Raw genomic sequence first — 22,405 nt, 5'->3', positions numbered from 1 at the left:
TGTTTTATCGTCGAGCGCCACGCGTTTCAGAAAAAGCCTGGGTCCCCGCATTCGCGGGGATTTTACGGGATCAAATGGCCTCAGGCCCCGTCATCCGGGATGCACAGCAGCTTGCCGCAGGCCTTGCAGTGCACCGCGTCCGGGTCGTGCTTGCGCAGGCCGCAGTCGGGGCAGGGGAAGGTCACCTTGTGCGGCCGCAGGATCGACTGGATCAGGCCGATGAACAGCGACACCCCGCCGATCATCACCGCCATCGACAGCAGCTTGCCCCACACCCCCGGCAGGGTGACGTCGCCATAACCCGTGGTCGTCAGGCTGGTGACGGTGAAGTAGAGGGCGTCCACATAGCCGGCTATGCCCTCGTGGCGGCCCGCGAAGCTGGAATAGACGAAGCCCGTGACCACGAAGACGAAGGTCAGCAGCGACGAGGCCGCGCGGGTGATGTCCTCGATGCGGGTGTCGTCGTAGCGCCGGGCCACCGTGCGCCAGAAGAACTCGCTGTGCACCAGCGTCCACAGCCGCAGCACCCGAAGAAAGCCGAAGTTGTAGAGCCAGGCGGGGAACATCAGCGTGGCCAGCACGAAGAGGTCGATCCAGGTGATCGGCTTCTTCAGCCAGCTCTTCATGTCGCCGTGGGCGATGGCCCGGGCCACGAGGTCGACGGCCAGGAACGTCGCGACCCCATAGTCGAGCAGGTAGAAGGTCACCCCGTGATGCTGCATCAGCGGCGCGGCCACGAAGAAGCCGATAATCAGCAGATCGATCAGGATCACCGCATAGCGGAACCGCACCGCCACGGGCGAGGCGCCGTGGTAGAGGGCCCGCAGACGGGCGCGCAGGCGCAGTTCCTCAGCCATTGTCGGCGACCAGTCGCAGCGGCGCGCGCTTGGCTTCCACCGGCGCGGGCGGAGCGCCGCCGACCAGGGTCAGGGCCGTCTCGTAGCCGCCGCCGAAGTCGACGCGGGTCATGGTGTCGAGCTGGCGCGCGGTCGGCTCGCGTTCCCAGACGGCGCCGGGATCGATGTCCTGCATCCACACCACCCCGCCCTCGACGCTGATGATCGCCCCGATGTAGCAGACCCCCGGCTTGGCGGCCTCGGCATGGACCGTGACCACCGGGAACAGGCGGCCGGCCGTCGCCAGGATGTCGCCGATGCTGTTCAGCGCCACCGCCGGCGTTTCGGGAAAGGCCTCGCCGCGCTTTTCGAGCGCCGCCTCGACGAACTCGGGGTAGGGCGCGGGCTCCAGGTTCTTGACGTCGGCCAGGCGATAGCAGCCGAAGCCGTTGTAGTGGATGTGGTCGTTGACCTCGCAGAGCATCAGGAAGGCGGGTCCGACGCCGACCACATAGCCCCTGACCCAACCGTCCTCGAAACGCCGGTGGAAGCGCACCAGCCGGCGCTCCTGCATGGCGATCGTCAGTCGTTCGCGAATATCCGTAGCCGTCATCTCACTGCGTCGTCCCGCTGCGGTGCATTCTGCGTCACTTTCGACTATATAGCCCGGCCATGAGCCGCACCTTCCTGAAGATGAACGGGCTCGGCAACGACTTCGTCGTCATCGAGACCCTCACCCAGCCGTTCGAACCCTCCGCCGAGGAGATCCGCGCGATCGCCAAACGCGGCCAGGGCGGGATCGGCTGCGACCAGGTGGTGGCCATCGATCCGCCCAAGGCGGAAGGGGCCTCGGCCTTCGTGCGCTTCTGGAACGCCGACGGCGAGCCGGCCGGCGCCTGCGGCAACGGCACCCGCTGCGTGGCCTGGCTGCTGATGCAGTCGGGCGGCAAGGACGCAGTGACCTTCGACACCAGCGCCGGGCGCCTGTCGGGCGTGATGGCCGGCGACAAGCGCGTGACGGTCGACATGGGCCAGCCGCGCCTGTCGTGGGAGCAGATCCCGCTGTCGGAGGAAATGGACACCGCCCGCGTCGAGCTGCAGGTCGGCCCGATCGACGCGCCGTGGGTGCACACCCCGGTCTGCGTCTCGATGGGCAATCCGCACGTGGTGTTCTTCGTCGACGCCCCGGTGAGCGACGAGTTCGCGCAGAAGACCGGCAGCCTGGTCGAACATCACCCGCTGTTCCCCGAAGGCGTCAATGTCGGCTTCGCCCATGTCGTCTCGCGCGACCACATCAAGCTGAAGGTCTGGGAACGGGGCGCGGGCCTCACCGCCGCCTGCGGCACCGGCGCCTGCGCCGCCCAGGTCGCCGCCGTGCGCCGCGGCCTGACCGACCGCACCGCCACCGTCGAGTTCGAGAGCGGCCCGCTGGTCATCGAATGGCGCGAGGCCGACGGCCACGTGATCATGACCGGCCCGGTCGCCCTGGAGTTCACCGGCAAGCTGCCCGAGATCGTGAGCGCATGAGCGAGCTGCACCCCGCCCTCGCCCCCGGCAAGACCGCCGTCGTCACCGGCGCGGCCGACGGCATCGGCCTGGCCGCCGCCAAGGCCTTCGTCGAGCTGGGCCTCAACGTGGTCATGGCCGACGTCACCGGTCGCAAGCTGAAACAAGAGGCCGAGGCCATCGGCGCCCTGGCCGTGCCCACCGACGTGGCCGACCGCGCCGCCGTCGAGGCCCTGCGCGATGTCGCCGTCGAGCGCTTCGGCGCCGTCGACGTGCTGATGAACAACGCCGGCGTGGGCGGCGGCGGCGACGCCTTCTCGGGCGACGACGCCTGGAAGCGCATCCTCGACGTCAACCTTTGGGGCGTGATCAACGGCGTCCAGGTGTTCGGCGAGGAGATGGCCGAAAGCGGTCGTCCGGGCCTGATCATCAACACCGGCTCCAAGCAGGGCATCACCCAGCCGCCGGGCGACACGGCCTACAACGTCTCCAAGTCGGCGGTCAAAGCCCTGACGGAGGGGCTCGCCCACACCCTGCGCGAGATCGTCGACTGCCAGGTCAGCGCCCACCTGCTGATCCCCGGCTACACCTTCACCGGCATGACCAAGCGCGGCCCGGGCGGCAAGCCCGACGCGGCCTGGACATCCGAGCAGGTGGTCCACTTCATGCTGGCCCGCATCGCCGCCGGCGACTTCTACATCCTGTGCCCGGACAACGACGTGCCGCGCGCGCTGGACGAAAAGCGCATGGCCTGGGCGATGGGCGACGTCATCGAAAACCGCCCGGCCCTGTCGCGCTGGCACGACGACTGGAAGGACGCCTTCGCGGCGTTCATAGCGTCATGAGCGTCTACACGGTCATCAAGGCCCAGCCGAAGCCCAAGCCGGAAGTCGGCGAAGAGGGCGGCCCGGCCGTGAAGGTCTCGGGTCCCGACGGCGTCGACGTCGTCACCTTCGGCTGCCGCCTGAACGCCTACGAGAGCGAGGCCATGCGCGCCCGCGCCGCCGCGGATGGTCTTTCGGACGCCGTGGTGTTCAACACCTGCGCGGTGACCAACGAGGCCGTGCGCCAGGCCCGCCAGGCGATCCGCAAGGCCCGCCGCGAGCGTCCGGGCGCGCGGATCATCGTCACCGGCTGCGCCGCACAGATCGACCCGGCCGCCTTCGCCGCCATGCCGGAGGTCGACCTGGTGCTCGGCAACGCCGAGAAGGCCGCCCCCGGCGCGCTGGTCGAGACGACGACCCGCGTGCGGGTCAACGACATCATGTCGGTCAAGGAGACCGCCGGTCACCTGATCGACGGCCTGAAGGACCGCGCCCGCGCCTATGTCGAGGTCCAGAACGGCTGCGATCACCGCTGCACCTTCTGCATCATCCCCTACGGCCGGGGGAACTCGCGCTCGGCCCCGGCCGGCGAGGTCGTCGAGCAGGTGCGCAAGCTGGCCGCCGAAGGCTATCGCGAAGTCGTCCTGACCGGCGTCGACGTCACCTCCTGGGGCGCCGACCTGCCGGGCGAGCCGACCCTGGGCCAGCTGGTGGGTCGCATCCTGCGCATGGTCCCCGACCTGCCGCGCCTGCGCCTGTCGTCCATCGACGCCGCCGAGATCGACCCCGACCTCCTGAAGCTGTTCGCCGAAGAGCCCCGGCTGATGCCGTACCTGCATCTCAGCCTGCAGGCCGGCGATGATTTGATCCTCAAGCGCATGAAGCGCCGGCACAATCGCACCGACGCGCTGAACCTGGTGGCCAGCGTGCGCGCCGTGCGCCCGGACGTCGCCTTCGGCGCCGACCTGATCGCCGGCTTCCCGACCGAGAGCGAGGAAGCGTTCGAGAACACCGTCCGCCTCGTCGAGGAGGCGGGCCTGGCCTTCCTGCACGTCTTCCCCTACAGCGCCCGCCCCGGCACGCCGGCCGCGCGGATGCCGCCAGTCAAGGGCCCGGTCATCAAGGACCGCGCCAAGCGCCTGCGCGAAGCCGGCCAGCGCGGCCTGGAACGCCATCTGGCCGCCCAGGTCGGCCGCGTGCTGCCGGGCCTGGTCGAGCGCGAGGGCCTGGCCCGCGCCGAAGACTTCACCGAGATCGCCTTCACCGGCGAAGCGCCGGCCGGCGAGATCGTGGCCTTCCGCGTCACCGGCCACGACGGAGCCCGCGTGATCGCCGAGCTGGCCGCTTGAGGCGCCTGCTCGCGGCCGTCCTCGCCGCCCTGCTCGCCGTCCCGGCGACGGCGCTGGCGCAGGACGCGCCGGTCACCTTCAGCGTCATGACCTACAACGTCGCCGGCCTGCCCTGGCCGGTGAAGAAAGGTCGCGGCGAGGCGCTGAAGAAGATCGGCGACGAGCTGGCCAGGATGCGCGCGGCCGGGACCGAGCCCGACGTCGTCCTGATCCAGGAAGGCTTCCGCAAGGAGATCGGCGAGCTGATCGACCGCTCCGGCTATCCCTATGTGGCGCGCGGCCCCAAGCGCAAGCAGCGCGACGCCAGCCTGTGGGCCAGGGGCGAGAAGCCCGACTACCGCCGCGTGGCCTACCGCTGGAAGGGCGAGGGCCTGGGCAAGTGGGGCTCCAGCGGCCTGTGGGTGCTCAGCAATCACCCGATCGAGGACGTGAAGTCGCACGCCTATCATTACTGCGCGGGCCTGGACTGCCTGGCCAACAAGGGCGTGATGCTGGTCAGCCTGAACGTGCCGGGCCTGCCGACGCCGGTCGAGGTGGCCGACACCCACCTCAATTCCAAAGGCGCCTCGCGCGTGCCCCGGTCGCGTAACCGCATGGCCCACCACCTGCAGGCCGACGAGTTCAAGCGCTTCATGGCCGCCGACCGCACGCCCGGCGCGCCGCTGATCGTCGGCGGCGACTTCAACGTCATGCACGCGCCCGACCGCTTCGACTACGTGATGGCCGACTATCCGTTCGAGGTGGTCAGCCGCTGGTGCCACAACCTGCCGGGCGCTTGCGAGACCCAGATCTCCTACGACGGCGACGCGCCCTGGCTCGACACCCAGGACCTGATCGGCTTCCTCGACGGCGACAAGGTCGATGTCACGCCGACCCGCGTGGAGGCCACCTTCGACGGCGCCCACGAGCCGGTGCTGTCGGACCACGACGGCTATCGCGTGACCTTCCAGCTGACGCCCAAGACCTAGCGGCGGCCGCCCCGGCCATTGCCGCCCTCGACGCCGCCGCGCGCGCGCAGCAGGTCGCCCACCGACGCGCCGTCGATGGTGCAGCGGGCCACCACCCGGTCGTAGGAATGCTTGATCGCCCGGCATTGCAGGTACTGCCGCCAGACCACGTCCTCGAGCATGGTCTTGGCCGCCCGGCCGCCGGGCGAGTTCAGTTCCGGCGCATAGAAGTCCGACACCCTCACCTCGATCCAGGTCGACGGGTCGCTGCTGCGGCCCACGCACAGGCTGTCGCCGTCGCCGACATAGCGAACCGGCCCATCGAAGCGGGCGCCGGGCGCGGGCAGGGCGCCCTCGCACGGATCGGCCAGCGCCACGGCCGGCGCCGCCAGGAGCGCCGTCGCCAGAACCAGTCCCCAACCCCTCATCGATGCCTCCGCCTTGCGCGAGAGGAATCGGTACGCCCTATCGAAGCGGTTGTATTTTCTCACGATTTACTAACTCGAACGCATTACTGCGTCCGTTGGACACCGCGTCGGGCCTTGCTGTCACGCGGGATCTGACCTCAGGTGCCGCCTCGGCTGTGGAGGGGATCATGGGCTTGAGCGGCGGCTGCCAGTGCGGCGCGGTGCGGTTCCGGGTGGACGGCCAGCCTGGCCGGGCCTCCATCTGCCATTGCCGGATGTGCCAGAAGGCGTTCGGCGGCCCGTTCGGGGCGCTGGTCACCGTGAACCTGGCCGACCTGACCTGGACCCGGGGCGAGCGCGCGACCTTCCAGAGCTCGGATACGATCCGCCGCGGCTTCTGCGCCACCTGCGGTACGCCGCTGACCTATGAATGGAGCCAGGAGAAGATCGACCTGGCCGTCTTCGCCTTCGACGATCCGTCGCCCGTGGAGCCCGTGGTCCAGCTGGCGACCGACAGCCGGCCGGCATGGATGGAGCATCTGGCCGACATGCCCGTGCGCCCGCCGATGGGCGGATCGGCCAGTCCGGTGGTGTCGAGGCAGCATCCGGACTTCGATACGTGAACACCAACTCCTCCCCCGTGCAACGGGGGAGGGGGACCGCAATGCGGTGGAGGGGGCCAGACTGGGCTCCGTGCCGGCCGTCGCCCCCTCCGTCACGTCGCCGGTGGCGCCGCGCCACCTCCCCCGCTTCGCGAGGGAGGTGCTAGGACTTCTCTTCCCCGCCCATGAACCCCGGCAGGCTCCAGCCGAACTTGATCGCGCAGGCCCGCAGGCCGAAGGCGGCGGCGAAGCCGGCGATGCCGGCCGGCCAGAACGGCACGCGCCACCATTGCAGGATCGCGAACACGGCCGCGCCCAGCAGGGCGGCGGTGATGTAGATCTCACGGCGCAGCAGCAGGTTGGGCTCCTCGGCCAGCACGTCGCGCACCACCCCGCCGAAGGCCGTCGTCAGCACGCCCATGATCACCGAGGTGAAGGGGTGCACGCCCAGGCTCAGGGCCTTGGCCGTGCCGACCACGGCGTAGGCGGCCATGCCCAGGGCGTCGAGCCACAGCAGGGCCCGGAACCGCCAGCCGCGCTGGCCCAGCAGCCAGATCACCAGGGCGGCGGCCAGGCAGGCCAGGATGTAGCCAGGCCGCTGGATCCAGAACACCGGCGCGCCGATCAACAGGTCGCGCAGCGTGCCGCCGCCAACGCCCGTGATCGCCGCGAAGAAACCGAAGGTGATGATGTCGTGCTTGCGCCGCGCGGCCGCCAGCGCGCCGGTCGCGCCGAACACGGCGGCGGCGGCGTAGTCGAGCCAGAAAAGAGCGGCGGCCAACGGATCCATGTTCTCTAAACGCCATGGTCGGAGCCCAAGCGCAACCGTTCCACCGCCGCCGCGCTAACCTCGAATCGTGAATCTCTTCTTCACTTTTCCCGCCGGGTCGCTACAGGAGCGCGGATGAGCGAAAAGCCCTCGCAGAAACAAGGCTGGTTCCAGCGTCTCACGGCCGGCCTCACCCGGTCGTCCCAGGCGATGACCGAGCAGGTGACCGGCGCCTTCACCAAGAAGCCGCTGGACCAGGAACAGCTCGACGCGCTGGAGGAGATGCTGATCGAGGCCGACCTCGGCCCGCAGATCGCCGCCCGCATCACCGACGCCTTCGGCAAGGCCCGCTTCGGCAAGGCCTCGAGCGACCGCGAGGTCAAGGAGGCCCTGGCCGAGCTGATCACCGCCGAGCTGGCCGACCGCGAAGGCCGCTTCGACCCGCTGGACGGTCCGCGCCCCTATGTCGTGCTGTTCATCGGCGTCAACGGCTCGGGCAAGACCACGACCCTGGGCAAGATCGCCGCCGACCTGACCGAGAAGGGCGCCCGCGTCCTGATCGCCGCCGGCGACACCTTCCGCGCCGCCGCCGTCGAGCAGCTGAAGGTGTGGGCCGACCGGGCCGGCGCCGACTTCATGTCCAAGCCCACCGGCAGCGACGCCGCCGCCCTGGCCTTCGAGGCCGTCGAGCGCGCCAAGGCCGAAGCCTACGACGTCGTGCTGATCGACACCGCCGGCCGCCTGCAGAACAAGCAGGGCCTGATGGACGAGCTGCTCAAGGTCATCCGCGTGGTCAAGAAGGTCGATCCCGACTACCCGCACGAGACCCTGCTGGTGCTCGACGCCACAGTCGGCCGCAACGCCCTGGCCCAGGAAAAGGTGTTCGGCAACAGCGTCGGCGTTTCCGGCATCGTCATGACCAAGCTGGACGGCACCGCCCGCGGCGGCGTGCTGATCCCCGTCGCCCGCGCCTCCGACAGCCCGATCAAGCTGATCGGCGTCGGCGAGGGGATCGACGACCTACAGCCGTTCGACGCCCGCGCCTTCTCGCGCTCGCTGGTCGGCCTGGAGGACTGAGCGCGTGACCGATCCCAAGTCCGAAGCCAAGAAGAAGAGCGCCTGGGTGCGCACCGCCGTCGACTACGGCGCGCCGATCGCCTTCGCCGTCACCTATTTCGTCACCAAGAACTTCCAGACCGCCACCTGGGTGCTGGTCGCCGCCTCGGCCCTGGCCCTGGTGGTCGGCTACGCCGTCGAGCGGCGCGTGGCGCTGCTGCCGCTGTTCTCGGGCGTGATGGCGCTGGTGTTCGGGGTGCTGGGCCTGGTTTTCCACAGCGACGTGTTCGTCAAGATCAAGGTCACGGTCGTCAACGGCGCCCTGGCCGCCTTCATGATCGGCGGCGTCTTCCTGGGTCGCGCGCCGCTGAAGGCGCTGATGGGCGAGGCGCTGCACATGTCCGACGCCGCTTGGCGGACCCTGACCCTGCGCTACGGCGGCTATTTCGCGGTGGCGGCCATCGCCAACGAGGTGGTGCGTCTGACCCAGGACACCCCCACCTGGGTGAAGTTCCGCATCGCCCTGCTGCCGCTGGCCATCGTCTTCTCGCTGACCCAGACGCCCTTCATCATGAAGCACATGGCCAAGCCGGACGACCAGAAGACCCCCGAGCCGCCCGACGCCGGGTTCTGATCCGCCCGCGGCGGCCCCCTTCATCGCTTCCTGACAGCTCCTCCACGGGGGAGCATCTACCGACCACGGACCATCTGTCGTCAAACCGACGCGTTGACGTGCTAGCTGGACGTCCGTCAGCGGAAATGGGGCGGACGACATGGCCAAGCACAAGAGTGACAAGGGCGCGACGCGCGAGGTCGGAGTGCTGGACCGCTCGCCCAGCCACCTGCTGCATCGGGTGCTTCAGACCGCCCTCGACATCTATGTGGAAGAGACCGGCGCCGGCGGGATCACCCAGCGCCAGTTCGCCGTGCTGGCCGCCGTGGCCCAGCACGAAGGCGTCACCCAGACGGGCCTGGTGAAGGCCACCGGCATCGACCGATCGACCCTGGCCGACATGGTCGCCCGAATGATCGCCAAGGGCCACCTGGAACGTCAGCGTTCGGAGCAGGACGCTCGCGCCAACTCCGTGCGCCTCACGCAGGCCGGCCGCCTGATCCTGGAAGAGAGCCTGCCGCGCGTGGCCGCCGCCGACGCCCGGATCCTGTCTCTGCTGAAGGCCGGCAAGCGTGACGGCTTCCTCGACCTTCTGGCCGAGATGGCCGCGGTCGACCTGACCGCGCCGCGTCCCGAGCCGAAGGCCAAGAAGCCCAAGTCGGAAAAGGCCGACAAGCCGAAGAAGGAAAAGAAGGCCAAGAAGGACAAGGACGCCAAGAAGGCGGCCTGAGCCCGCTTCGCCGCGAAACCTCCGCTGTTTGGCCGCGTTCCCTTCAGCCCCAACCTGAACGGCCCTTCATCGCAGCGCCGGAAAACGGCCGCTCCATGGCCTTTCCCGCGACGCGCGCACAGGGCAAAGGTGGAGGTGAAGGAGTTCGCATGACGCAGACCACCATGAACCGTCGCACCCTGATCGCCGCCGGCGGCGCGGGCCTGATGGCCGCCGCCTTCGGCGCGCCGGCCCTGGCCCAGGAGCTGTCGGACGAGGACAAGGCGCTGATCGCCAAGGCCACGGCCTATATTCAGGGCCTGTCCAACGCCAAGGGCCGCTTCGTCCAGACCGATCCGCGCGGCGTGACCACCCAGGGCACCCTGTGGCTGCAACGCCCGGGCAAGGCGCGGTTCGAGTATGACGGCCCCAACGGCCTGCTGGTCGTCAGCAACGGCAACAACGTCAACATCTTCGACAGCCGGCTGAAGACCTTCGAAAGCTATCCGCTGAGCCGCACGCCGCTGGCCCTGCTGCTGGCGCGCGAGGTGCGCCTGGACCGCGGGGTGAAGATCACCAGCGTGCGCAAGCTGGCCGATGGCTTCACGATCGTCGCCCAGGACGCCAAGCGGCAGACCCTGGGTCGGCTGGAGATGAACTTCAGCAGCGCGCCCGAGCTGATCGGCTGGACCATCAGCGACGTGAAGGGCGGCCAGACCCGCGTGCGCCTGTCGGGCCTCGACAAGGTAGGCGCCATCGATCCGAAGCTGTTCGTGCTGACCGATCCGCGCCGCCGCACGGGCAAGCCGGCCACCGGCTGACATCCGTGCAAGCAAGCCGGTTTGTGACATTCTCACAACATGCAATAGATAAGCGGTTTTTCGCTTGACTAAAAGTTTCGGCGTGGCACTTTTATCACGCATGGCGATGAGCGCCCGACCCGCTCTTCGCAAACCGTGCCGGATCTATCCCCTCCCGGCGGCGGCATGAGAGACCTGACTTTCGCCCGGACGCTTCGTGTGTCCGGGCGTTTTTCTTTGTGGTCCGCGAGCGGTGCAGGTAGGGGAGCGGCATGCGCCTCCGTATCGCCACCTGGAACGTCAATTCCGTCCGCCTGCGCGCCGAACAGGCTGCCCGCTTCGTCGACGAAGCCGCGCCCGATGTCCTGTGCATGCAGGAGATCAAATGCCAGGACGGCGAATTCCCGCGCGAGGCCTTCGAGGCCATGGGCCTGCCGCACATCAAGATCGCCGGCCAGAAGGGCTGGCACGGCGTGGCCATCGCCTCGCGCCTGCCGATCGAGGACGTTCCGACGCTGATGAACTGCCGCGAGGGCCATGCCCGCTGCGTGGCGGCGAAGGTGGCCGGCGTCGAGATCCAGAACTTCTACATCCCGGCCGGCGGCGACCTGCCCGACCGCGTCGCCAACCCGAAGTTCGACCACAAGCTCGATTTCTACGAGACCCTGACGGCGGCCCTGAAGACGCGCGATCCCAAGGCTCCGCTGATCGTCACCGGCGACCTCAACATCGCGCCGGGCGAGAACGATGTCTGGAGCCACCGCCAGATGCTGAAGGTGGTCAGCCACACCCCGGCCGAGCTCGAGGCTTTCGACGCCATGATCAAGTCGATGGACCTCCTGGACCTCCCGCGCCTCGCGACGCCGGAGCCGGAAAAGCTGTTCTCGTGGTGGAGCTACCGCGCCGCCGATTTCCGCAAGTCCAACCGCGGCCTGCGCCTGGACCACATTCTCGCCAGCCCCGGCCTGCGCGACGCGGCCATCGTCGACGGCAAGGTCTCGGCCCAGGTGCACGACACGGTGCGCGAATGGGAACGCCCCAGCGACCACGCGCCGGTCACGGCGGATCTGAAGGTCTGATAACGACCCTCTCCCGGAGGGGAGAGGGAGGGGCCCAGGCGACAGCCTGGGAGGGTGAGGGGTGACGGCGCCTGACGTCGTGCCGGCACGCCGTCTTCGGTTCCTAACCCCTCATCCGACCTGCTTCGCAGGCCACCTTCTCCCTCTGGGAGAAGGGTTACTCCGCCGCCGGCGCCAGCTCCGGCAGATCGAACTTCAGCCAGACGGCCTTGTCCTTCAGGGTCGACTTCACCCAGTCGGCGTGCACGGCACGCTCGGCCTCGGTCGAGCGGAAGGGCAGGGGACGGGGGCGGGCGCCGTAGCCGCCGGCGCGGGCGGCGCTGACGGCGGTGGCCGCCACCGCGTGGGTCAGTTCGAGCGCGCGCTCCTTGCCGCCCTGCAGTTCGAGATAGACCTCGGCCAGCAGGTGGGAGTCGATCAGCGCCCCGTGCTTGTCACGGCTGTCGAGGCTGATCTTGAAACGCTTACAGAGTGCGTCGAGCGAGTTGTACATGCCCGGAAAGCGCTTCTTGGCCATGGCCAGGGTATCGACCCAGCGCTCTTCCGGCAGCGGCGGACGGCCGCATTTCTCCAGCTCGAAATTGACGAAGCTGCGGTCGAACGAGGCGTTGTGGGCCACGACGACGCTGTCGCCGACGAATTCCAGGAACTTGTCGGCGATCTCGTGGAACTTCGGCTTGCCGGTCAGGAAGGCGGCCGACAGGCCGTGCACCTTCTCGGCCTCGGCCGGCATGTCGCGCAGCGGGTCACAATACTCGTGGAACGAGCGGCCGGTGGGCATGTAGTCCACCACCTCGATGCAGCCGATTTCGACCAGGCGGTCGCCCGTCTTCGGATCGAAGCCGGTGGTTTCGGTGTCGAGGATGATTTCCCGGGCCATGGTCTTTCAATGGGCCGGTTCGACTCCGGCATCAAGCTTGGGCGGAGGTTCTCAACAGGGTCAGGATGTCGCGCACCTGGTCGTGGGCGGCTTGCAGGCCCTTGCCCGTATCGACCACGAAGTCGGCGCGGGCGCGCTTCTCGGCGTCGGGCAGCTGACGGGCCAGGATCGCCTCGAACTTCTCGGCCGTCATGCCCGGCCGGGCCAGCACCCGCTCGCGCTGGACCTCGGCCGACGCGCTGACCACCACCACCTTGTGGACGTTCTTCTGGCCGCCGGTCTCGAACAGCAGCGGCACGTCGAGCACGACAATGTCGTGGCCGTCCTTTTCCGCCGTCTCGAAGAAGCCGATGCGATGGGCGCCGACCAGCGGGTGGACGATGGCCTCGAGCTTCTCCAGCGCCTCGGGATCGCCGACCACCTGGGCGCTGAGCCGGGCGCGGTCGATCGCGCCGTCTATGACGACGCCCGGAAACGCCGCCTCGACCGGCGCCACCGCCGCGCCGCCCACGGAATAGAGGGCGTGCACGGCCGCGTCGGAGTCGTAGACCGGCGCGCCCTCGGCCTCGAACATCTTGGCCGTGGTCGACTTGCCCATGCCGATGGAGCCGGTGAGGCCCAGGATGATCATTTCGCGCCTTGCCCCAGATGCGCCAAGGCGACGGCGCGGACATCGACGTCAGTCGGCGGCGCCTGGCCGAAGAAGGCTTCGAACGACGGCGCCGCCTGCAACAGCAGCATTTCCAGGCCGTCCACCGTGGGCCGGCCCGCGGCCTGCGCGCGCGCCAGGAATTCGGTGCGCAGCGGCTTGTAGACCATGTCCATCACCACGCAGCCTTGCGGAGTGAGCGCCAGGTCGGCCGCCGGCCCGTCGCCGCCGCCCAGGCCCAGCGAGGTGGCGTTGATGACCAGGCCGGCGTCGGCCAGCAGGGCGGGCAGGGCGTCCTCGCCGGCCGCCGACACCTTGTCCCCAAGGGCGTCGGCGATGGCCTGGGCCTTGGCGACCGTGCGGTTGACGATCCCCACCTTGGGCGCGCCGGCCAGCAGCAGGGCCGCCGCCGCGCCGCGCGCCGCGCCCCCGGCGCCGAGGATCACCACGGGCGCCGCCGCGACGTCGAAGTCCGGCGCCTGGGCGGCGATCGCGCCCAGAAGACCCGGTCCGTCGGTGTTGTCGGCGAAGATCGAACCGTCCTCGCGGAAACGCAGCAGATTGGCCGCGCCGGCGAGCCGGGCCAGATCGCTGGCCTCGTCGGCGCAAGCTAGCGCTCTTTCCTTGAAGGGGATGGTGACGTTGAGGCCGCGGATCACCCCGCCCCGGAAGCCGTTCACGAAGGCCTCGAACCGATCTTCCGGCGGTCCCATCGGCACATAGGCGCCGTCGATCCCCGCGGCGGCCAGCCAGGCGTTGTGCAGCAGCGGGCTCATCGAGTGGACGATCGGCTGGCCGCAGACGCCGGCCACCAGGGCCTGGCCGGTGATCTTGAAACTCATGCCTGAAGGGCTCCGTGCAGGCGCAGGAAGTCGAGCAGGCCGGTCATCGGCAGCCCGAGGATGGTGAAGTAGTCGCCGTCTATACGGTCGAACATCTGTAGGCCTTCGCCTTCCAGCATGTAGCAGCCGACAGACGACAGGATCTGCTCGCCGTTGCGCTCCAGATAGCCGTCGAGCCAGGCCTCGCTGAACGGGCGCACCGACAGCTTGGCCGTTTCGACGATGCGCCAGATCGGCTGGCCGTCGCGGGCCACGACGACGCCGGAGTGCAGCTTGTGGACTTCTCCCCGCAGCTCCAGCAGGCGGGCGCGGGCGGCCTCGACGGTGTCGACCTTGTCGAACAGCCGGCCCTTCAGCTCCAGGGTCTGGTCCGAACCGATCACCAGACCTGGCCGCCTGTGGGAAACCTTGACCGCCTTCATCTCGGCCAGGGCGTCGGCGACGTCGCGTGGCGTCACCTCTTCGGCCAGCAGGCCAGCCTTGGCGGCTTCTTCATCCACACCCGAGGCCACGGCCTCGAACGGCACGCCGGCGTTCTTGAGGATCGTCTGGCGCGTCCAGCTGGTGGAGGCCAGCACGATGGGGGGAGGGGAGACGCTCATCCCAGCACCTCGACCTGGCCGCGGCCGCCCGACAGCAGGTTGATGATCGCCGCGGCGGTTTCCTCCACCGAGCGGCGGGTGACGTCGATGATCGGCCAGCCGTTCTTTTCGAACAGGCGGCGGGCGGCGATGATCTCGGCGCGCACGCTGTCGGTGTCGATATAGTCGCTCTCTCTGTTCTCCTTGAGCGACAGAAGGCGGTTGCGGCGGATCTGGATCAGCCGCTCGGGCGTGGTCATCAGGCCCACGATCAGGGTGTTCTTCAGCTCGAACAGCTGCTCGGGCGGCGGCCGGCCCGGCACCAGCGGCACGTTGGCGGCCCGCACCCCGCGGTGGGCCAGATAGATGCAGGTCGGCGTCTTGGACGTGCGCGACACCCCAACGAGGATCACGTCGGCCTGGGTCAAGTCCTGGCCGCCCTGGCCGTCGTCGTGGGCGATGGCGTAGTCCAGGGCCTCGATGCGGTCGAAATAGTCGTTGTTCAGCGCGTGCTGCGCGCCCACGCGCGTGGAGATCTTGGCCCCCAGGTAGCGCGACATGGCGCTGACCACAGGATCCAGCGCGGCGATGCACGGCATGTCGAGCTTGCGGCAGCCTTCTTCCAGCGCCGAGCGCAGGTTCGGGTCGATGATGGTGTGCATGACCACCCCCGGCGCCCCGGCGATCTCCTCCAGGGCCCGGTCCAGCTGCCTTATGGAACGAACCAGCGCGTAGATGTGTTCGATCGGCAGGATATCGGTGAACCGTGCACAGACCGCGCGCGCCATGGCGTTCAGGGTCTCGCCCGTGGAGTCCGAAACCAGGTGGATATGGAAGTAGGTCGCGAACCGCGCGGTGTGGCGATCGGCCTCAGGCGACGCACTGTCCTGTGGATCATCCGTTAAGGGTTGCTTTACCACTCTGGGAGCCTTCTGGGGACAAGCGGGCGCCAAATGCGCCCCAGCGCGACGCTGCGCCGCGCCCCTGTGATAAACGGCCTCATTGACGCCGGACAATCCCCAGCTTGAACCTGCCCACCGGGACCTGTGCCCGAGCGTTCTCCCGCGCTTGTGGAAAGTCCTAACGGATGGTTAATTTCCCATTCACCATCGTCTGGGTTTCGTAAGGAATCCGATGGGTTGGAAGCTTGTCCACGAAGTTCACAAGGTATGACTCCCATGTGTACCAAGCTGGGGCATACCGAGTAGGGCCTGTTGGAGTTGTCCACCGGGGCGGACTTATCCCCGTGTTGCACTTGCCCTCCCCCTTCTTCCTCTCTCTCTAAGATTCTTATTTTTAAGAAGAATAAGAGGGTACGGGATCGCACGGACTTGAGTGGAACGGCTCGCCGGGATTTAACCGCCGGTATGACGAGCTCTCCGATCCCGAAGTTTCTCTCCGTGCTCGCCGGTGAAACCGCCGAGCGTCCCCCAGTCTGGTTCATGCGCCAGGCGGGACGGTATCTTCCCGAGTATCGCGCCGTGCGGGCGACGACCCCGGACTTCATCAGCTTCTGCCTGAACCCGGAGAAGGCGGCCGAGGTCACCCTGCAGCCGCTGCGCCGCTTTCCGTATGACGCGGCGATCGTCTTCGCCGACATCCTGCTGATCCCCGGCGCGCTGGGCCAGAAGGTCTGGTTCGAGGCCGGCGAAGGTCCCAAGCTCGGCGAGCTGCCCGATCTCGACGCCATGGCCGACAAGACCCAGCAGGCCGGCGAGGCCCTGAAGGCGGTCGGCGAGACGCTGTCACGGGTTCGGGCCGACATCGATCCTTCGAAGGCGCTGATCGGCTTCGCCGGCGCGCCGTGGACGGTGGCGACCTACATGATCGAAGGCGGCTCCAGCGATCGCTCGGGCGCGCGCACCTTCGCCTACCAGCACGCCGACAAGCTGGACCGACTGATCCAGATCCTGGTCGACGCCACGGTCGATTATCTGGCCATGCAGGCCGCTTCCGGCGCCCAGGCGCTGAAGCTGTTCGAGAGCTGGGCCGAAGGCCTCTCCGAGCCGCTTTTCGAGCGCCTGGTGACCAAGCCCCATATCGCCATCGTCGAGGGCCTTCGGGCGCGCGGCGTGACCGTGCCCCTCATCGGCTTCCCCCGCGGGGCTGGAACGCTCGTCGAAGCCTACGCGCAGGCCGTGCCGGTCGACGGCGTGGCGCTCGACACCTCGGCCTCGGCGAAGCTGGGCCAGAGCATCCAGAAGACCAAGACCATCCAAGGCGCGCTGGATCCGCTGCTGCTGCGGGCGGGCGGGTCGGCGCTGGACGAACGCGTCGAGCAGATGCTCGAGCAGTGGGGGCAGGGCCCCTATATCTTCAACCTGGGTCACGGCATCCTGCCCGACACGCCGATCGCTCATGTCGAGCAGGTGCTGAAGCGGGTGACCGGCCTGTGAGCGAAGTGAAGAGCGGCCCGCAGGCCGGGCGAAGGATCGCCGTCGTCCTGTTCAATCTCGGCGGGCCCGATGGCCAGGCGGCGGTGCGGCCGTTCCTGTTCAACCTGTTTCGCGACCCGGCGATCATCCAGGCGCCGTTCTTCGTTCGCTATCCGGTCGCGGCGCTGATCTCGACCACCCGGGCCAAGTCGGCGCGCGCCAACTACGCGCTGATGGGCGGCGGCTCGCCGCTGCTGCCGGAAACCGAGAAACAGGCGAGAGCGCTGGAGGCGGTGCTGGCGCAGCGCCTGCCGGGCGATAACGTCAAGGCGTTCGTGGCCATGCGCTACTGGGATCCGCTGACCGGCGAGACAGCCAAGGCGGTGAAGGCCTGGAAGCCCAACGAGGTCGTGCTGCTGCCGCTCTATCCGCAGTACTCGACGACCACGACGGCCTCGTCGCTGAAGGCCTGGAAGAAGGCCTACCGCAAGGGTCCGGGCCGGACGACGACGCTGTGCTGTTATCCGACGGCCGAGGGTTTCGTGCAGGCGCACGCGGATCTGATCCGAGCCGAGTACGTCAAGGCGGGTTCGCCCAAACCGGCGCGGATCCTGTTCTCGGCGCACGGCCTGCCGGAGAAGGTGATTGCCGCCGGCGACCCCTACCAGCGCCAGGTCGAGGCGACGGCCGCCGCTGTCGTCGAAAAGCTCGGCGACATCCTGGGCGAGGGCGTCGACTGGAAGATCTGCTACCAGAGCCGGGTCGGCCCGCTGAAATGGATCGGCCCGTCCACCGACGACGAGGTCAAGGCCGCCGCCGACGCGGGCCTGGCGCTGGTGGTCACGCCGATCGCCTTCGTCTCCGAGCACATCGAGACCCTGGTCGAGCTGGATGTCGAGTATCGGGAACTGGCCTACGAGCACGGCGGCTCGATCTATGCCCGCGTCCCGGCGCTTGGCGTATCGGCCGCGTTCATCGATTGTTTGGGGACTCTCGTGACTGAGGCGCTTTCTTCGGAAGCGCCGCAGGTCTGCGGTAGCGACCGACCCTGCCCCCAAACCCGCCCGGGAGCCCGCGCGTGACCGATTTCCTGGTCGAGCATTTCAACCTGATCCGCGGCCTGCACATCCTGGCCGTGATCGCCTGGATGGCGGGGATGCTCTACCTGCCGCGCCTCTACGTCTATCACACGGGCGCCACGCTGGGTTCGGAGATGGACGCGACCTTCAAGGTCATGGAGCGGCGGCTGCTACGCGGGATCATCAATCCGGCGATGATCGCCGCCCTGGTCTTCGGCCTAGCCCTGATCATGGCCGACGGCGCCATCCGCGGCTGGGACTTCCTGCTGAAGCCCTGGATGCTGGCCAAGTTGGCCGGGGTGTTCTTCCTGTTCGGCTGGCACGGCTTCCTGTCGAAGGCTCGCAAGGCGTTCGAGGCTGGCCAGAACACCCGTTCGGAGAAGTTCTGGCGCGCGACCAACGAACTGCCTTTCGTGGCGGCGATCGTCATCGTGCTGTCGGTGACGACCAAGTACCTGAACTAGCGGGGAGGGGCCGAAGCGTCCCGCGTTCTCCCCGCCTTATCCCCCGCCAGGCGATGGAGTCCCACAGGACTCCATCGGTAGCGCTTGACCCCGAACCCGCCTTGTGGTTCCCGTCTTGGTCAGACGTTGCGGTCATACCGCAGCGTTCCCGTCTTTCACGGATCGCGCCCGTCCTGGAGCGCCCCATGATCCGTTCCCCTGATCGATCCGCGCCGTCGTCATGGCGCGACCCCATCGCCGCCTTCGCTTGAAGCCGGCTGAATTTCTATCCAAGCCCGGATCGTATCCGGGCGACCGCGAGTCTATGCATGACTGAAGAAACCGATCCCCAAGCCCCGCTCGAGCTGGACGCCCCCGTGGACGCCCTTGGGGAAGCCACGGAAGAGGCCGCCGTCGAGATCGTGTCCGAGACCGATGCCGCCATCGAGGCGGGCGCTGACGACGAGGACGACAACGCCGAGATCACGGCGGCCATCGCCGCCATGGGCCTGACGCGCATGTCGCTGCAGGAACTGAAGGAAAAGTCCCCGGCCGACCTGCTGGCGTTCGCCGAGACCTTCGAGGTCGAGAACGCCAACTCCATGCGCAAGCAGGACATGATGTTCGCCATCCTGAAGACCCTCGCCGAGGAAGGCGTGGAGATCTTTGGTTCGGGCACCATGGAAGTGCTGCAGGACGGCTTTGGCTTCCTGCGCTCGCCGGAAGCCAACTACCTGCCGGGTCCGGACGACATCTACGTTTCGCCCTCGCAGATCCGCAAGTTCGGCCTGCGCACCGGCGACAGCGTCGAGGGCGCGATCCGTTCGCCGCGCGAAGGCGAGCGTTACTTCGCCCTGACCAGCGTCTCGAAGATCAACTTCGAGAGCCCGGAGAACGTGCGCCACAAGGTGCACTTCGACAACCTGACGCCGCTCTATCCCGAAGAGCGCCTGAACATGGAACTGCCCGATCCGACCATCAAGGATCGCTCGGGCCGCGTCATCGACATCGTCGCGCCGCTCGGCAAGGGCCAGCGCTGCCTGATCGTCGCCCCGCCGCGCGTGGGTAAGACGGTGATGCTGCAGAACATCGCCAAGTCGATCGAGACCAACCACCCCGAGTGCTATCTGATCGTCCTGCTGATCGACGAGCGCCCGGAAGAAGTGACCGACATGCAGCGCACGGTGAAGGGCGAGGTCATCGCCTCGACCTTCGACGAGCCGGCCACGCGCCACGTGCAAGTCGCCGAGATGGTGATCGAGAAGGCCAAGCGCCTGGTCGAGCACAAGCGCGACGTCGTCATCCTGCTGGACTCGGTCACGCGTCTGGGCCGCGCCTACAACACCACCGTCCCGTCGTCGGGCAAGGTGCTGACCGGCGGTGTCGACGCCAACGCCCTGCAACGTCCCAAGCGCTTCTTCGGCGCCGCGCGCAACGTGGAAGAGGGCGGCTCGCTGTCGATCATCGCCACGGCCCTGATCGACACCGGCAGCCGCATGGACGAAGTCATCTTCGAAGAGTTCAAGGGCACCGGTAACTCGGAAATTGTCCTGGACCGCAAGGTGGCGGACAAGCGCATCTTCCCGGCCATCGACGTGCTCAAGTCGGGCACCCGCAAGGAAGAGCTCATCACCCCGCGCGACCAGCTGCAGAAGACCTACGTGCTGCGCCGGATCCTCAATCCGATGGGCGCTTCGGACGCCATCGAGTTCCTGCTCGACAAGCTGCGCCAGTCGAAGACGAACGGCGATTTCTTCCAGAGCATGAATACTTAAGCTTGGTGTTTCACGTGAAACACGAGAAAGGCCCCGGAGCGATCCGGGGCCTTTTTTGTTGGTCGGTGGTGTCGAGATCCTCCCCTTTTGGGGGAGCTGGCCCGGAGGGCCGGAGGGGGACTTCCACGGTCGGCGAGCGGCCCTCGTCCTTCGACAAGCTCAGGATGAGGACCAAGGGCCAGCGTGGTGGAAACTTGGCGCCGTCGCCCCAGTCGAAAGCCTCGTCCTGAGCTTGTCGAAGGACGAGGCTTTCTCACCGTGGAGCTAGGGCGCCAACACCGTCGCCCCGGTCGTCTTCCGACCTTCCAGCGCCTCGTGCGCCGCGCGGGCCTCCGCCAGCGGGAAGCGCTGGCCGATCTCGATCTTCACCGCGCCCGAGGCCAGGACCTCGAACAGGGCCGCGGCGCTCTCGTCGAGCTCCTCGGTGGTGACAATGTAGTCGAACAGGCGAGGACGGGTGATGAAGGCCGACTTGGCGCCGAGCTCCAGCGGGGCGAAGGGCGGCACGGGCCCCGAGGCGTTGCCGTAGGTGACCAGCACGCCGCGGCGGCCAAGGCTCTTGAGGCTGCCCTGGAAGGTGTCCTTGCCCACGCCGTCATAGACGACCGGCACGCCGGCCCCGCCGGTGATCTCGGCGACCCGGGCCGCGACGTCCTCGTGGTCGTAGAGGATCACGTGGTCCGCGCCGAGCTCGCGAACGACCTGCGCCTTGGCCTCCGAGCCCACCGTGGCGATGACGCTGGCGCCCAGGGCCTTGACCCACTGCACCAGGATCTGGCCGACGCCGCCGGCGGCCGCATGGACCAGGACGGTCTGGCCAGCTTTCACGGGGAAGCAGCGGCGGACCAGGAACTCGGCCGTCATGCCTTTGAGCAGGACCGCGGCGGCGACCTCCAGCTCGACGCCTTCAGGAACCTTCACCGCTCTATCGGCGGGAACCACCGAGGCCTGCGCATAGGCGCCCATCGTGCCGTTGTAGGCGACGCGGTCGCCGACGGCGAAGCGGGTGACGCCCTCGCCGACCGCCTCCACGTGACCGGCAGCCTCCAGGCCGAGCACCTGCGGGTACTTCACCGGATAGAGGCCCGAGCGGTGATAGGTGTCGATGAAGTTCAGACCGACGGCCGCATGGCGGACGAGGATCTGGCCGGGGCCGGGCGAGGGGAGGTCGCGTTCGACGACCTCCAGCACCTCGGGGCCGCCGGCGGCCTTGGCTTCGACGGCCAGCATCAGGCGAGGGTCTTCTTGAAGAAGGCCAGGCTGCGGCCGTTGGCCAGGGCGGCGTCGGCGGCGTCATAGTGCTCGCCGCCTTCGCGGGCGAAGGCGTGGTCGCGGCCGGCATAGGTATGCAGCGTGATCTGCGGGTGATCCTTCAGGGCGGCGAAGATCACCTGCTGGGCTTCCTTGGGCACGAACTTGTCTTCCTCGGCCACGTGCAGCAGCAGTGGCTTTTCCAGCTTCTCGGCCTCGCCGACATGCTTCTCGAGGCCGACGCCGTAATAGGAGACCGAGGCGTCCGCGTCGGTGCGGGTGGCGGTCAGGAAGGCGAGCAGGCCGCCCAGGCAGTAGCCGACCGCGCCGACCTTGCCCGACGTCTGCGGGCGGATGGCGTCGATGGTCGCGTCGATGTCGGCGACGCCGGCGTCCACGTCGAACGCGTTGAACAGTTCGAAGGCCTTCTTCCACTCGGCTTCCGACTTGTCGGTGATGTCGATGCCGGGCTCGATCCGCCAGAAGAGGTCGGGGCACACGGCCAGGAAGCCTTCGCCGGCCAGCTTGTCGCAGATGTCGCGCATCACCTGGTTGACGCCGAAGATCTCCTGGATGACGACGATGGCCGGCGGATTGTCTCCCGTGGCGGGACGCGCCACATAGGCCGAGAAGTCGCCATCGGGCGTGTTGATCGTGAGGGTCTCGCTCATGGGGCTCTCCACATACAATAAGCCGTCGATGGGACTTTCGACCGAAGCGCTCTAACCTGCCCCGAGCAGTGCGCGGCGTCACAATCTCGTGGCCTGCCGCCAGGGAACTTTTTCGATGAAGATGACGATCGAGATCGACTGCACCCCGGTCGAGGCGCGGGCCTTCCTGGGCCTGCCCGACGTAAGCGGATTGAACGACCATCTCGTGAAAGAGATGCAGGCCCGCATGGACGCCAACATGGCGATGCTGGCGCCCGAGGAGCTGATGAAGAACTGGATGGCGTTCGGGGCCGGGGCCCAGGACAGCTTCCGCAAGCTGATGACGGCCGCGGCCGGAGCGGCGGTCGGCAAGCGCGACTGAT

26 protein-coding genes are annotated in these 22,405 nt (G+C 68.1%); 15 read left to right on the top strand and 11 right to left on the bottom strand.

The genetic code is table 11. The annotated features are described in order from the left end of the window. Positions 1–80: 80 nt before the first annotated feature. A complete protein-coding gene (locus V6S85_RS05105; RefSeq protein ID WP_116569322.1) occupies positions 81–857 on the bottom strand; it encodes an ion channel in 777 nt (258 codons plus the stop codon). Continuing rightward, the gene (locus V6S85_RS05100; RefSeq protein ID WP_334348238.1) at positions 850–1,449 is read right to left on the bottom strand and encodes a hypothetical protein; all 600 of its coding nucleotides are present in this window, start codon (positions 1,447–1,449) and stop codon (positions 850–852) included. Before V6S85_RS05100 ends, V6S85_RS05105 begins: the two co-directional genes overlap by 8 nt. A gap of 59 nt (positions 1,450–1,508) precedes the next feature. Here V6S85_RS05100 and dapF point away from each other — a divergent pair, with 59 nt between their 5' ends. From dapF to V6S85_RS05080, 4 genes are read left to right on the top strand one after another with little or no spacing between them, the layout of a single operon-like run. Next, entirely contained in the window at positions 1,509–2,363 is an 855-nt protein-coding gene (dapF, locus tag V6S85_RS05095) for a diaminopimelate epimerase (RefSeq protein WP_334348237.1), read from the top strand. Then, a complete protein-coding gene (locus V6S85_RS05090; RefSeq protein ID WP_334348236.1) occupies positions 2,276–3,187 on the top strand; it encodes an SDR family NAD(P)-dependent oxidoreductase in 912 nt (303 codons plus the stop codon). Before dapF ends, V6S85_RS05090 begins: the two co-directional genes overlap by 88 nt. Further along, positions 3,184–4,515: a tRNA (N(6)-L-threonylcarbamoyladenosine(37)-C(2))-methylthiotransferase MtaB gene (gene mtaB, locus V6S85_RS05085; RefSeq protein ID WP_116569326.1), complete on the top strand. Its 1,332-nt coding sequence runs from the start codon at positions 3,184–3,186 to the stop codon at positions 4,513–4,515. Before V6S85_RS05090 ends, mtaB begins: the two co-directional genes overlap by 4 nt. Further along, on the top strand, positions 4,512–5,483 hold the full coding sequence (locus tag V6S85_RS05080; protein ID WP_334348235.1) for an endonuclease/exonuclease/phosphatase family protein: 972 nt from the start codon (positions 4,512–4,514) through the stop codon (positions 5,481–5,483). The genes mtaB and V6S85_RS05080 overlap by 4 nt, the downstream gene beginning before the upstream one ends. Here the strand turns inward: V6S85_RS05080 and V6S85_RS05075 are convergent. Next, positions 5,480–5,890 (bottom strand): thermonuclease family protein, encoded by a 411-nt coding sequence (locus V6S85_RS05075; RefSeq protein WP_116569327.1) that lies wholly within the window; start codon positions 5,888–5,890, stop codon positions 5,480–5,482. The two genes, V6S85_RS05080 and V6S85_RS05075, sit on opposite strands and share 4 nt — an antisense overlap. A 167-nt stretch (positions 5,891–6,057) precedes the next feature. Here V6S85_RS05075 and V6S85_RS05070 point away from each other — a divergent pair, with 167 nt between their 5' ends. After that, positions 6,058–6,492, top strand: coding sequence for a GFA family protein (locus V6S85_RS05070; protein WP_334348234.1), 435 nt, complete (start codon positions 6,058–6,060; stop codon positions 6,490–6,492). Positions 6,493–6,634: 142 nt separating this feature from the next. Here the strand turns inward: V6S85_RS05070 and V6S85_RS05065 are convergent, their stop codons facing one another. After that, entirely contained in the window at positions 6,635–7,261 is a 627-nt protein-coding gene (locus tag V6S85_RS05065) for a trimeric intracellular cation channel family protein (protein WP_116490910.1), read from the bottom strand. A 114-nt stretch (positions 7,262–7,375) separates the two neighbouring features. Here V6S85_RS05065 and ftsY point away from each other — a divergent pair, with 114 nt between their 5' ends. From ftsY to V6S85_RS05040, 5 genes are all read left to right on the top strand, one after another. Continuing rightward, on the top strand, positions 7,376–8,317 hold the full coding sequence (ftsY, locus tag V6S85_RS05060; RefSeq protein ID WP_334348233.1) for a signal recognition particle-docking protein FtsY: 942 nt from the start codon (positions 7,376–7,378) through the stop codon (positions 8,315–8,317). A gap of 4 nt (positions 8,318–8,321) precedes the next feature. Further along, positions 8,322–8,930, top strand: a complete 609-nt coding sequence (locus V6S85_RS05055) for an inner membrane-spanning protein YciB (RefSeq protein ID WP_334348232.1) — start codon at positions 8,322–8,324, stop codon at positions 8,928–8,930. Between the two features lie 139 nt (positions 8,931–9,069). After that, the gene (locus V6S85_RS05050) at positions 9,070–9,639 is read left to right on the top strand and encodes a MarR family winged helix-turn-helix transcriptional regulator (protein WP_116569329.1); all 570 of its coding nucleotides are present in this window, start codon (positions 9,070–9,072) and stop codon (positions 9,637–9,639) included. Between the two features lie 149 nt (positions 9,640–9,788). Further along, positions 9,789–10,439 carry an outer-membrane lipoprotein carrier protein LolA gene (locus V6S85_RS05045; protein WP_116490907.1) on the top strand — a complete coding sequence of 217 codons (651 nt, stop codon included), beginning with the start codon at positions 9,789–9,791 and terminating at the stop codon, positions 10,437–10,439. 251 nt (positions 10,440–10,690) lie between these two features. Further along, positions 10,691–11,497, top strand: a complete 807-nt coding sequence (locus tag V6S85_RS05040; protein ID WP_334348231.1) for an exodeoxyribonuclease III — start codon at positions 10,691–10,693, stop codon at positions 11,495–11,497. A gap of 157 nt (positions 11,498–11,654) precedes the next feature. Here the strand turns inward: V6S85_RS05040 and dnaQ are convergent, their stop codons facing one another. The 5 genes from dnaQ to V6S85_RS05015 are packed head-to-tail and all read right to left on the bottom strand — an operon-like array spanning position 11,655 to position 15,369. Next, the gene (gene dnaQ / locus V6S85_RS05035; RefSeq protein ID WP_116490905.1) at positions 11,655–12,377 is read right to left on the bottom strand and encodes a DNA polymerase III subunit epsilon; all 723 of its coding nucleotides are present in this window, start codon (positions 12,375–12,377) and stop codon (positions 11,655–11,657) included. A gap of 31 nt (positions 12,378–12,408) precedes the next feature. Then, positions 12,409–13,008, bottom strand: a complete 600-nt coding sequence (gene coaE / locus V6S85_RS05030) for a dephospho-CoA kinase (RefSeq protein ID WP_116569332.1) — start codon at positions 13,006–13,008, stop codon at positions 12,409–12,411. Then, positions 13,005–13,868 carry a shikimate dehydrogenase gene (aroE, locus tag V6S85_RS05025; protein WP_334348230.1) on the bottom strand — a complete coding sequence of 288 codons (864 nt, stop codon included), beginning with the start codon at positions 13,866–13,868 and terminating at the stop codon, positions 13,005–13,007. Before aroE ends, coaE begins: the two co-directional genes overlap by 4 nt. Further along, positions 13,865–14,470, bottom strand: coding sequence for a Maf family protein (locus V6S85_RS05020; RefSeq protein WP_334348229.1), 606 nt, complete (start codon positions 14,468–14,470; stop codon positions 13,865–13,867). Before V6S85_RS05020 ends, aroE begins: the two co-directional genes overlap by 4 nt. Next, the gene (locus V6S85_RS05015) at positions 14,467–15,369 is read right to left on the bottom strand and encodes a pyruvate, water dikinase regulatory protein (protein WP_101720414.1); all 903 of its coding nucleotides are present in this window, start codon (positions 15,367–15,369) and stop codon (positions 14,467–14,469) included. The genes V6S85_RS05020 and V6S85_RS05015 overlap by 4 nt, the downstream gene beginning before the upstream one ends. A 447-nt stretch (positions 15,370–15,816) precedes the next feature. Here V6S85_RS05015 and hemE point away from each other — a divergent pair, with 447 nt between their 5' ends. The 4 genes from hemE to rho all read left to right on the top strand — a co-directional run bounded on the left by hemE (position 15,817) and on the right by rho (position 20,121). Continuing rightward, positions 15,817–16,845, top strand: a complete 1,029-nt coding sequence (gene hemE / locus V6S85_RS05010) for a uroporphyrinogen decarboxylase (protein WP_334348228.1) — start codon at positions 15,817–15,819, stop codon at positions 16,843–16,845. Positions 16,846–16,850: 5 nt separating this feature from the next. Then, positions 16,851–17,906, top strand: coding sequence for a ferrochelatase (gene hemH / locus V6S85_RS05005; RefSeq protein ID WP_334348321.1), 1,056 nt, complete (start codon positions 16,851–16,853; stop codon positions 17,904–17,906). Further along, on the top strand, positions 17,873–18,367 hold the full coding sequence (locus tag V6S85_RS05000; RefSeq protein ID WP_279325514.1) for a CopD family protein: 495 nt from the start codon (positions 17,873–17,875) through the stop codon (positions 18,365–18,367). Before hemH ends, V6S85_RS05000 begins: the two co-directional genes overlap by 34 nt. Before the next feature lie 308 nt (positions 18,368–18,675). Beyond that, the gene (gene rho / locus V6S85_RS04995; RefSeq protein WP_334348227.1) at positions 18,676–20,121 is read left to right on the top strand and encodes a transcription termination factor Rho; all 1,446 of its coding nucleotides are present in this window, start codon (positions 18,676–18,678) and stop codon (positions 20,119–20,121) included. A 264-nt stretch (positions 20,122–20,385) separates the two neighbouring features. Here rho and V6S85_RS04990 read toward each other — a convergent pair whose 3' ends face one another. Both V6S85_RS04990 and V6S85_RS04985 read right to left on the bottom strand, forming a co-directional pair. Next, a complete protein-coding gene (locus tag V6S85_RS04990) occupies positions 20,386–21,351 on the bottom strand; it encodes a quinone oxidoreductase family protein (RefSeq protein ID WP_334348226.1) in 966 nt (321 codons plus the stop codon). After that, positions 21,351–22,043, bottom strand: a complete 693-nt coding sequence (locus V6S85_RS04985; protein WP_116569339.1) for a dienelactone hydrolase family protein — start codon at positions 22,041–22,043, stop codon at positions 21,351–21,353. Before V6S85_RS04985 ends, V6S85_RS04990 begins: the two co-directional genes overlap by 1 nt. A 115-nt stretch (positions 22,044–22,158) precedes the next feature. Between V6S85_RS04985 and V6S85_RS04980 the strand changes: the two genes are divergently transcribed. Continuing rightward, complete coding sequence (locus V6S85_RS04980; RefSeq protein WP_101720421.1) at positions 22,159–22,404, top strand: DUF6489 family protein; 246 nt, start codon at positions 22,159–22,161, stop codon at positions 22,402–22,404. The last annotated feature ends 1 nt before the right edge of the window (position 22,405 follow it).

Origin of the sequence: Caulobacter sp. CCNWLW153 (genome assembly GCF_036889365.1) — a bacterium.
Lineage (GTDB): Bacteria > Pseudomonadota > Alphaproteobacteria > Caulobacterales > Caulobacteraceae > Caulobacter > Caulobacter radicis.
Note: the sequence above shows the minus strand (reverse complement) of the source record. Positions and strands in the feature narration are given on the sequence as shown.

What these genes read in the sequence shown, in the direction of transcription:
- V6S85_RS05105 (WP_116569322.1), bottom strand. Translation starts at nt 857, where the DNA reads ATGGCTGAGGAACTGCGCCTGCGCGCCCGTCTGCGGGCCCTCTACCAC.
- V6S85_RS05100 (WP_334348238.1), bottom strand. Translation starts at nt 1,449, where the DNA reads ATGACGGCTACGGATATTCGCGAACGACTGACGATCGCCATGCAGGAG.
- dapF (WP_334348237.1), top strand. Translation starts at nt 1,509, where the DNA reads ATGAGCCGCACCTTCCTGAAGATGAACGGGCTCGGCAACGACTTCGTC.
- V6S85_RS05090 (WP_334348236.1), top strand. Translation starts at nt 2,276, where the DNA reads ATGGCGCGAGGCCGACGGCCACGTGATCATGACCGGCCCGGTCGCCCT.
- mtaB (WP_116569326.1), top strand. Translation starts at nt 3,184, where the DNA reads ATGAGCGTCTACACGGTCATCAAGGCCCAGCCGAAGCCCAAGCCGGAA.
- V6S85_RS05075 (WP_116569327.1), bottom strand. Translation starts at nt 5,890, where the DNA reads ATGAGGGGTTGGGGACTGGTTCTGGCGACGGCGCTCCTGGCGGCGCCG.
- V6S85_RS05070 (WP_334348234.1), top strand. Translation starts at nt 6,058, where the DNA reads ATGGGCTTGAGCGGCGGCTGCCAGTGCGGCGCGGTGCGGTTCCGGGTG.
- V6S85_RS05065 (WP_116490910.1), bottom strand. Translation starts at nt 7,261, where the DNA reads ATGGATCCGTTGGCCGCCGCTCTTTTCTGGCTCGACTACGCCGCCGCC.
- ftsY (WP_334348233.1), top strand. Translation starts at nt 7,376, where the DNA reads ATGAGCGAAAAGCCCTCGCAGAAACAAGGCTGGTTCCAGCGTCTCACG.
- V6S85_RS05050 (WP_116569329.1), top strand. Translation starts at nt 9,070, where the DNA reads ATGGCCAAGCACAAGAGTGACAAGGGCGCGACGCGCGAGGTCGGAGTG.
- V6S85_RS05045 (WP_116490907.1), top strand. Translation starts at nt 9,789, where the DNA reads ATGACGCAGACCACCATGAACCGTCGCACCCTGATCGCCGCCGGCGGC.
- V6S85_RS05040 (WP_334348231.1), top strand. Translation starts at nt 10,691, where the DNA reads ATGCGCCTCCGTATCGCCACCTGGAACGTCAATTCCGTCCGCCTGCGC.
- dnaQ (WP_116490905.1), bottom strand. Translation starts at nt 12,377, where the DNA reads ATGGCCCGGGAAATCATCCTCGACACCGAAACCACCGGCTTCGATCCG.
- coaE (WP_116569332.1), bottom strand. Translation starts at nt 13,008, where the DNA reads ATGATCATCCTGGGCCTCACCGGCTCCATCGGCATGGGCAAGTCGACC.
- aroE (WP_334348230.1), bottom strand. Translation starts at nt 13,868, where the DNA reads ATGAGTTTCAAGATCACCGGCCAGGCCCTGGTGGCCGGCGTCTGCGGC.
- V6S85_RS05020 (WP_334348229.1), bottom strand. Translation starts at nt 14,470, where the DNA reads ATGAGCGTCTCCCCTCCCCCCATCGTGCTGGCCTCCACCAGCTGGACG.
- hemE (WP_334348228.1), top strand. Translation starts at nt 15,817, where the DNA reads ATGACGAGCTCTCCGATCCCGAAGTTTCTCTCCGTGCTCGCCGGTGAA.
- rho (WP_334348227.1), top strand. Translation starts at nt 18,676, where the DNA reads ATGACTGAAGAAACCGATCCCCAAGCCCCGCTCGAGCTGGACGCCCCC.
- V6S85_RS04990 (WP_334348226.1), bottom strand. Translation starts at nt 21,351, where the DNA reads ATGCTGGCCGTCGAAGCCAAGGCCGCCGGCGGCCCCGAGGTGCTGGAG.
- V6S85_RS04985 (WP_116569339.1), bottom strand. Translation starts at nt 22,043, where the DNA reads ATGAGCGAGACCCTCACGATCAACACGCCCGATGGCGACTTCTCGGCC.
- V6S85_RS04980 (WP_101720421.1), top strand. Translation starts at nt 22,159, where the DNA reads ATGAAGATGACGATCGAGATCGACTGCACCCCGGTCGAGGCGCGGGCC.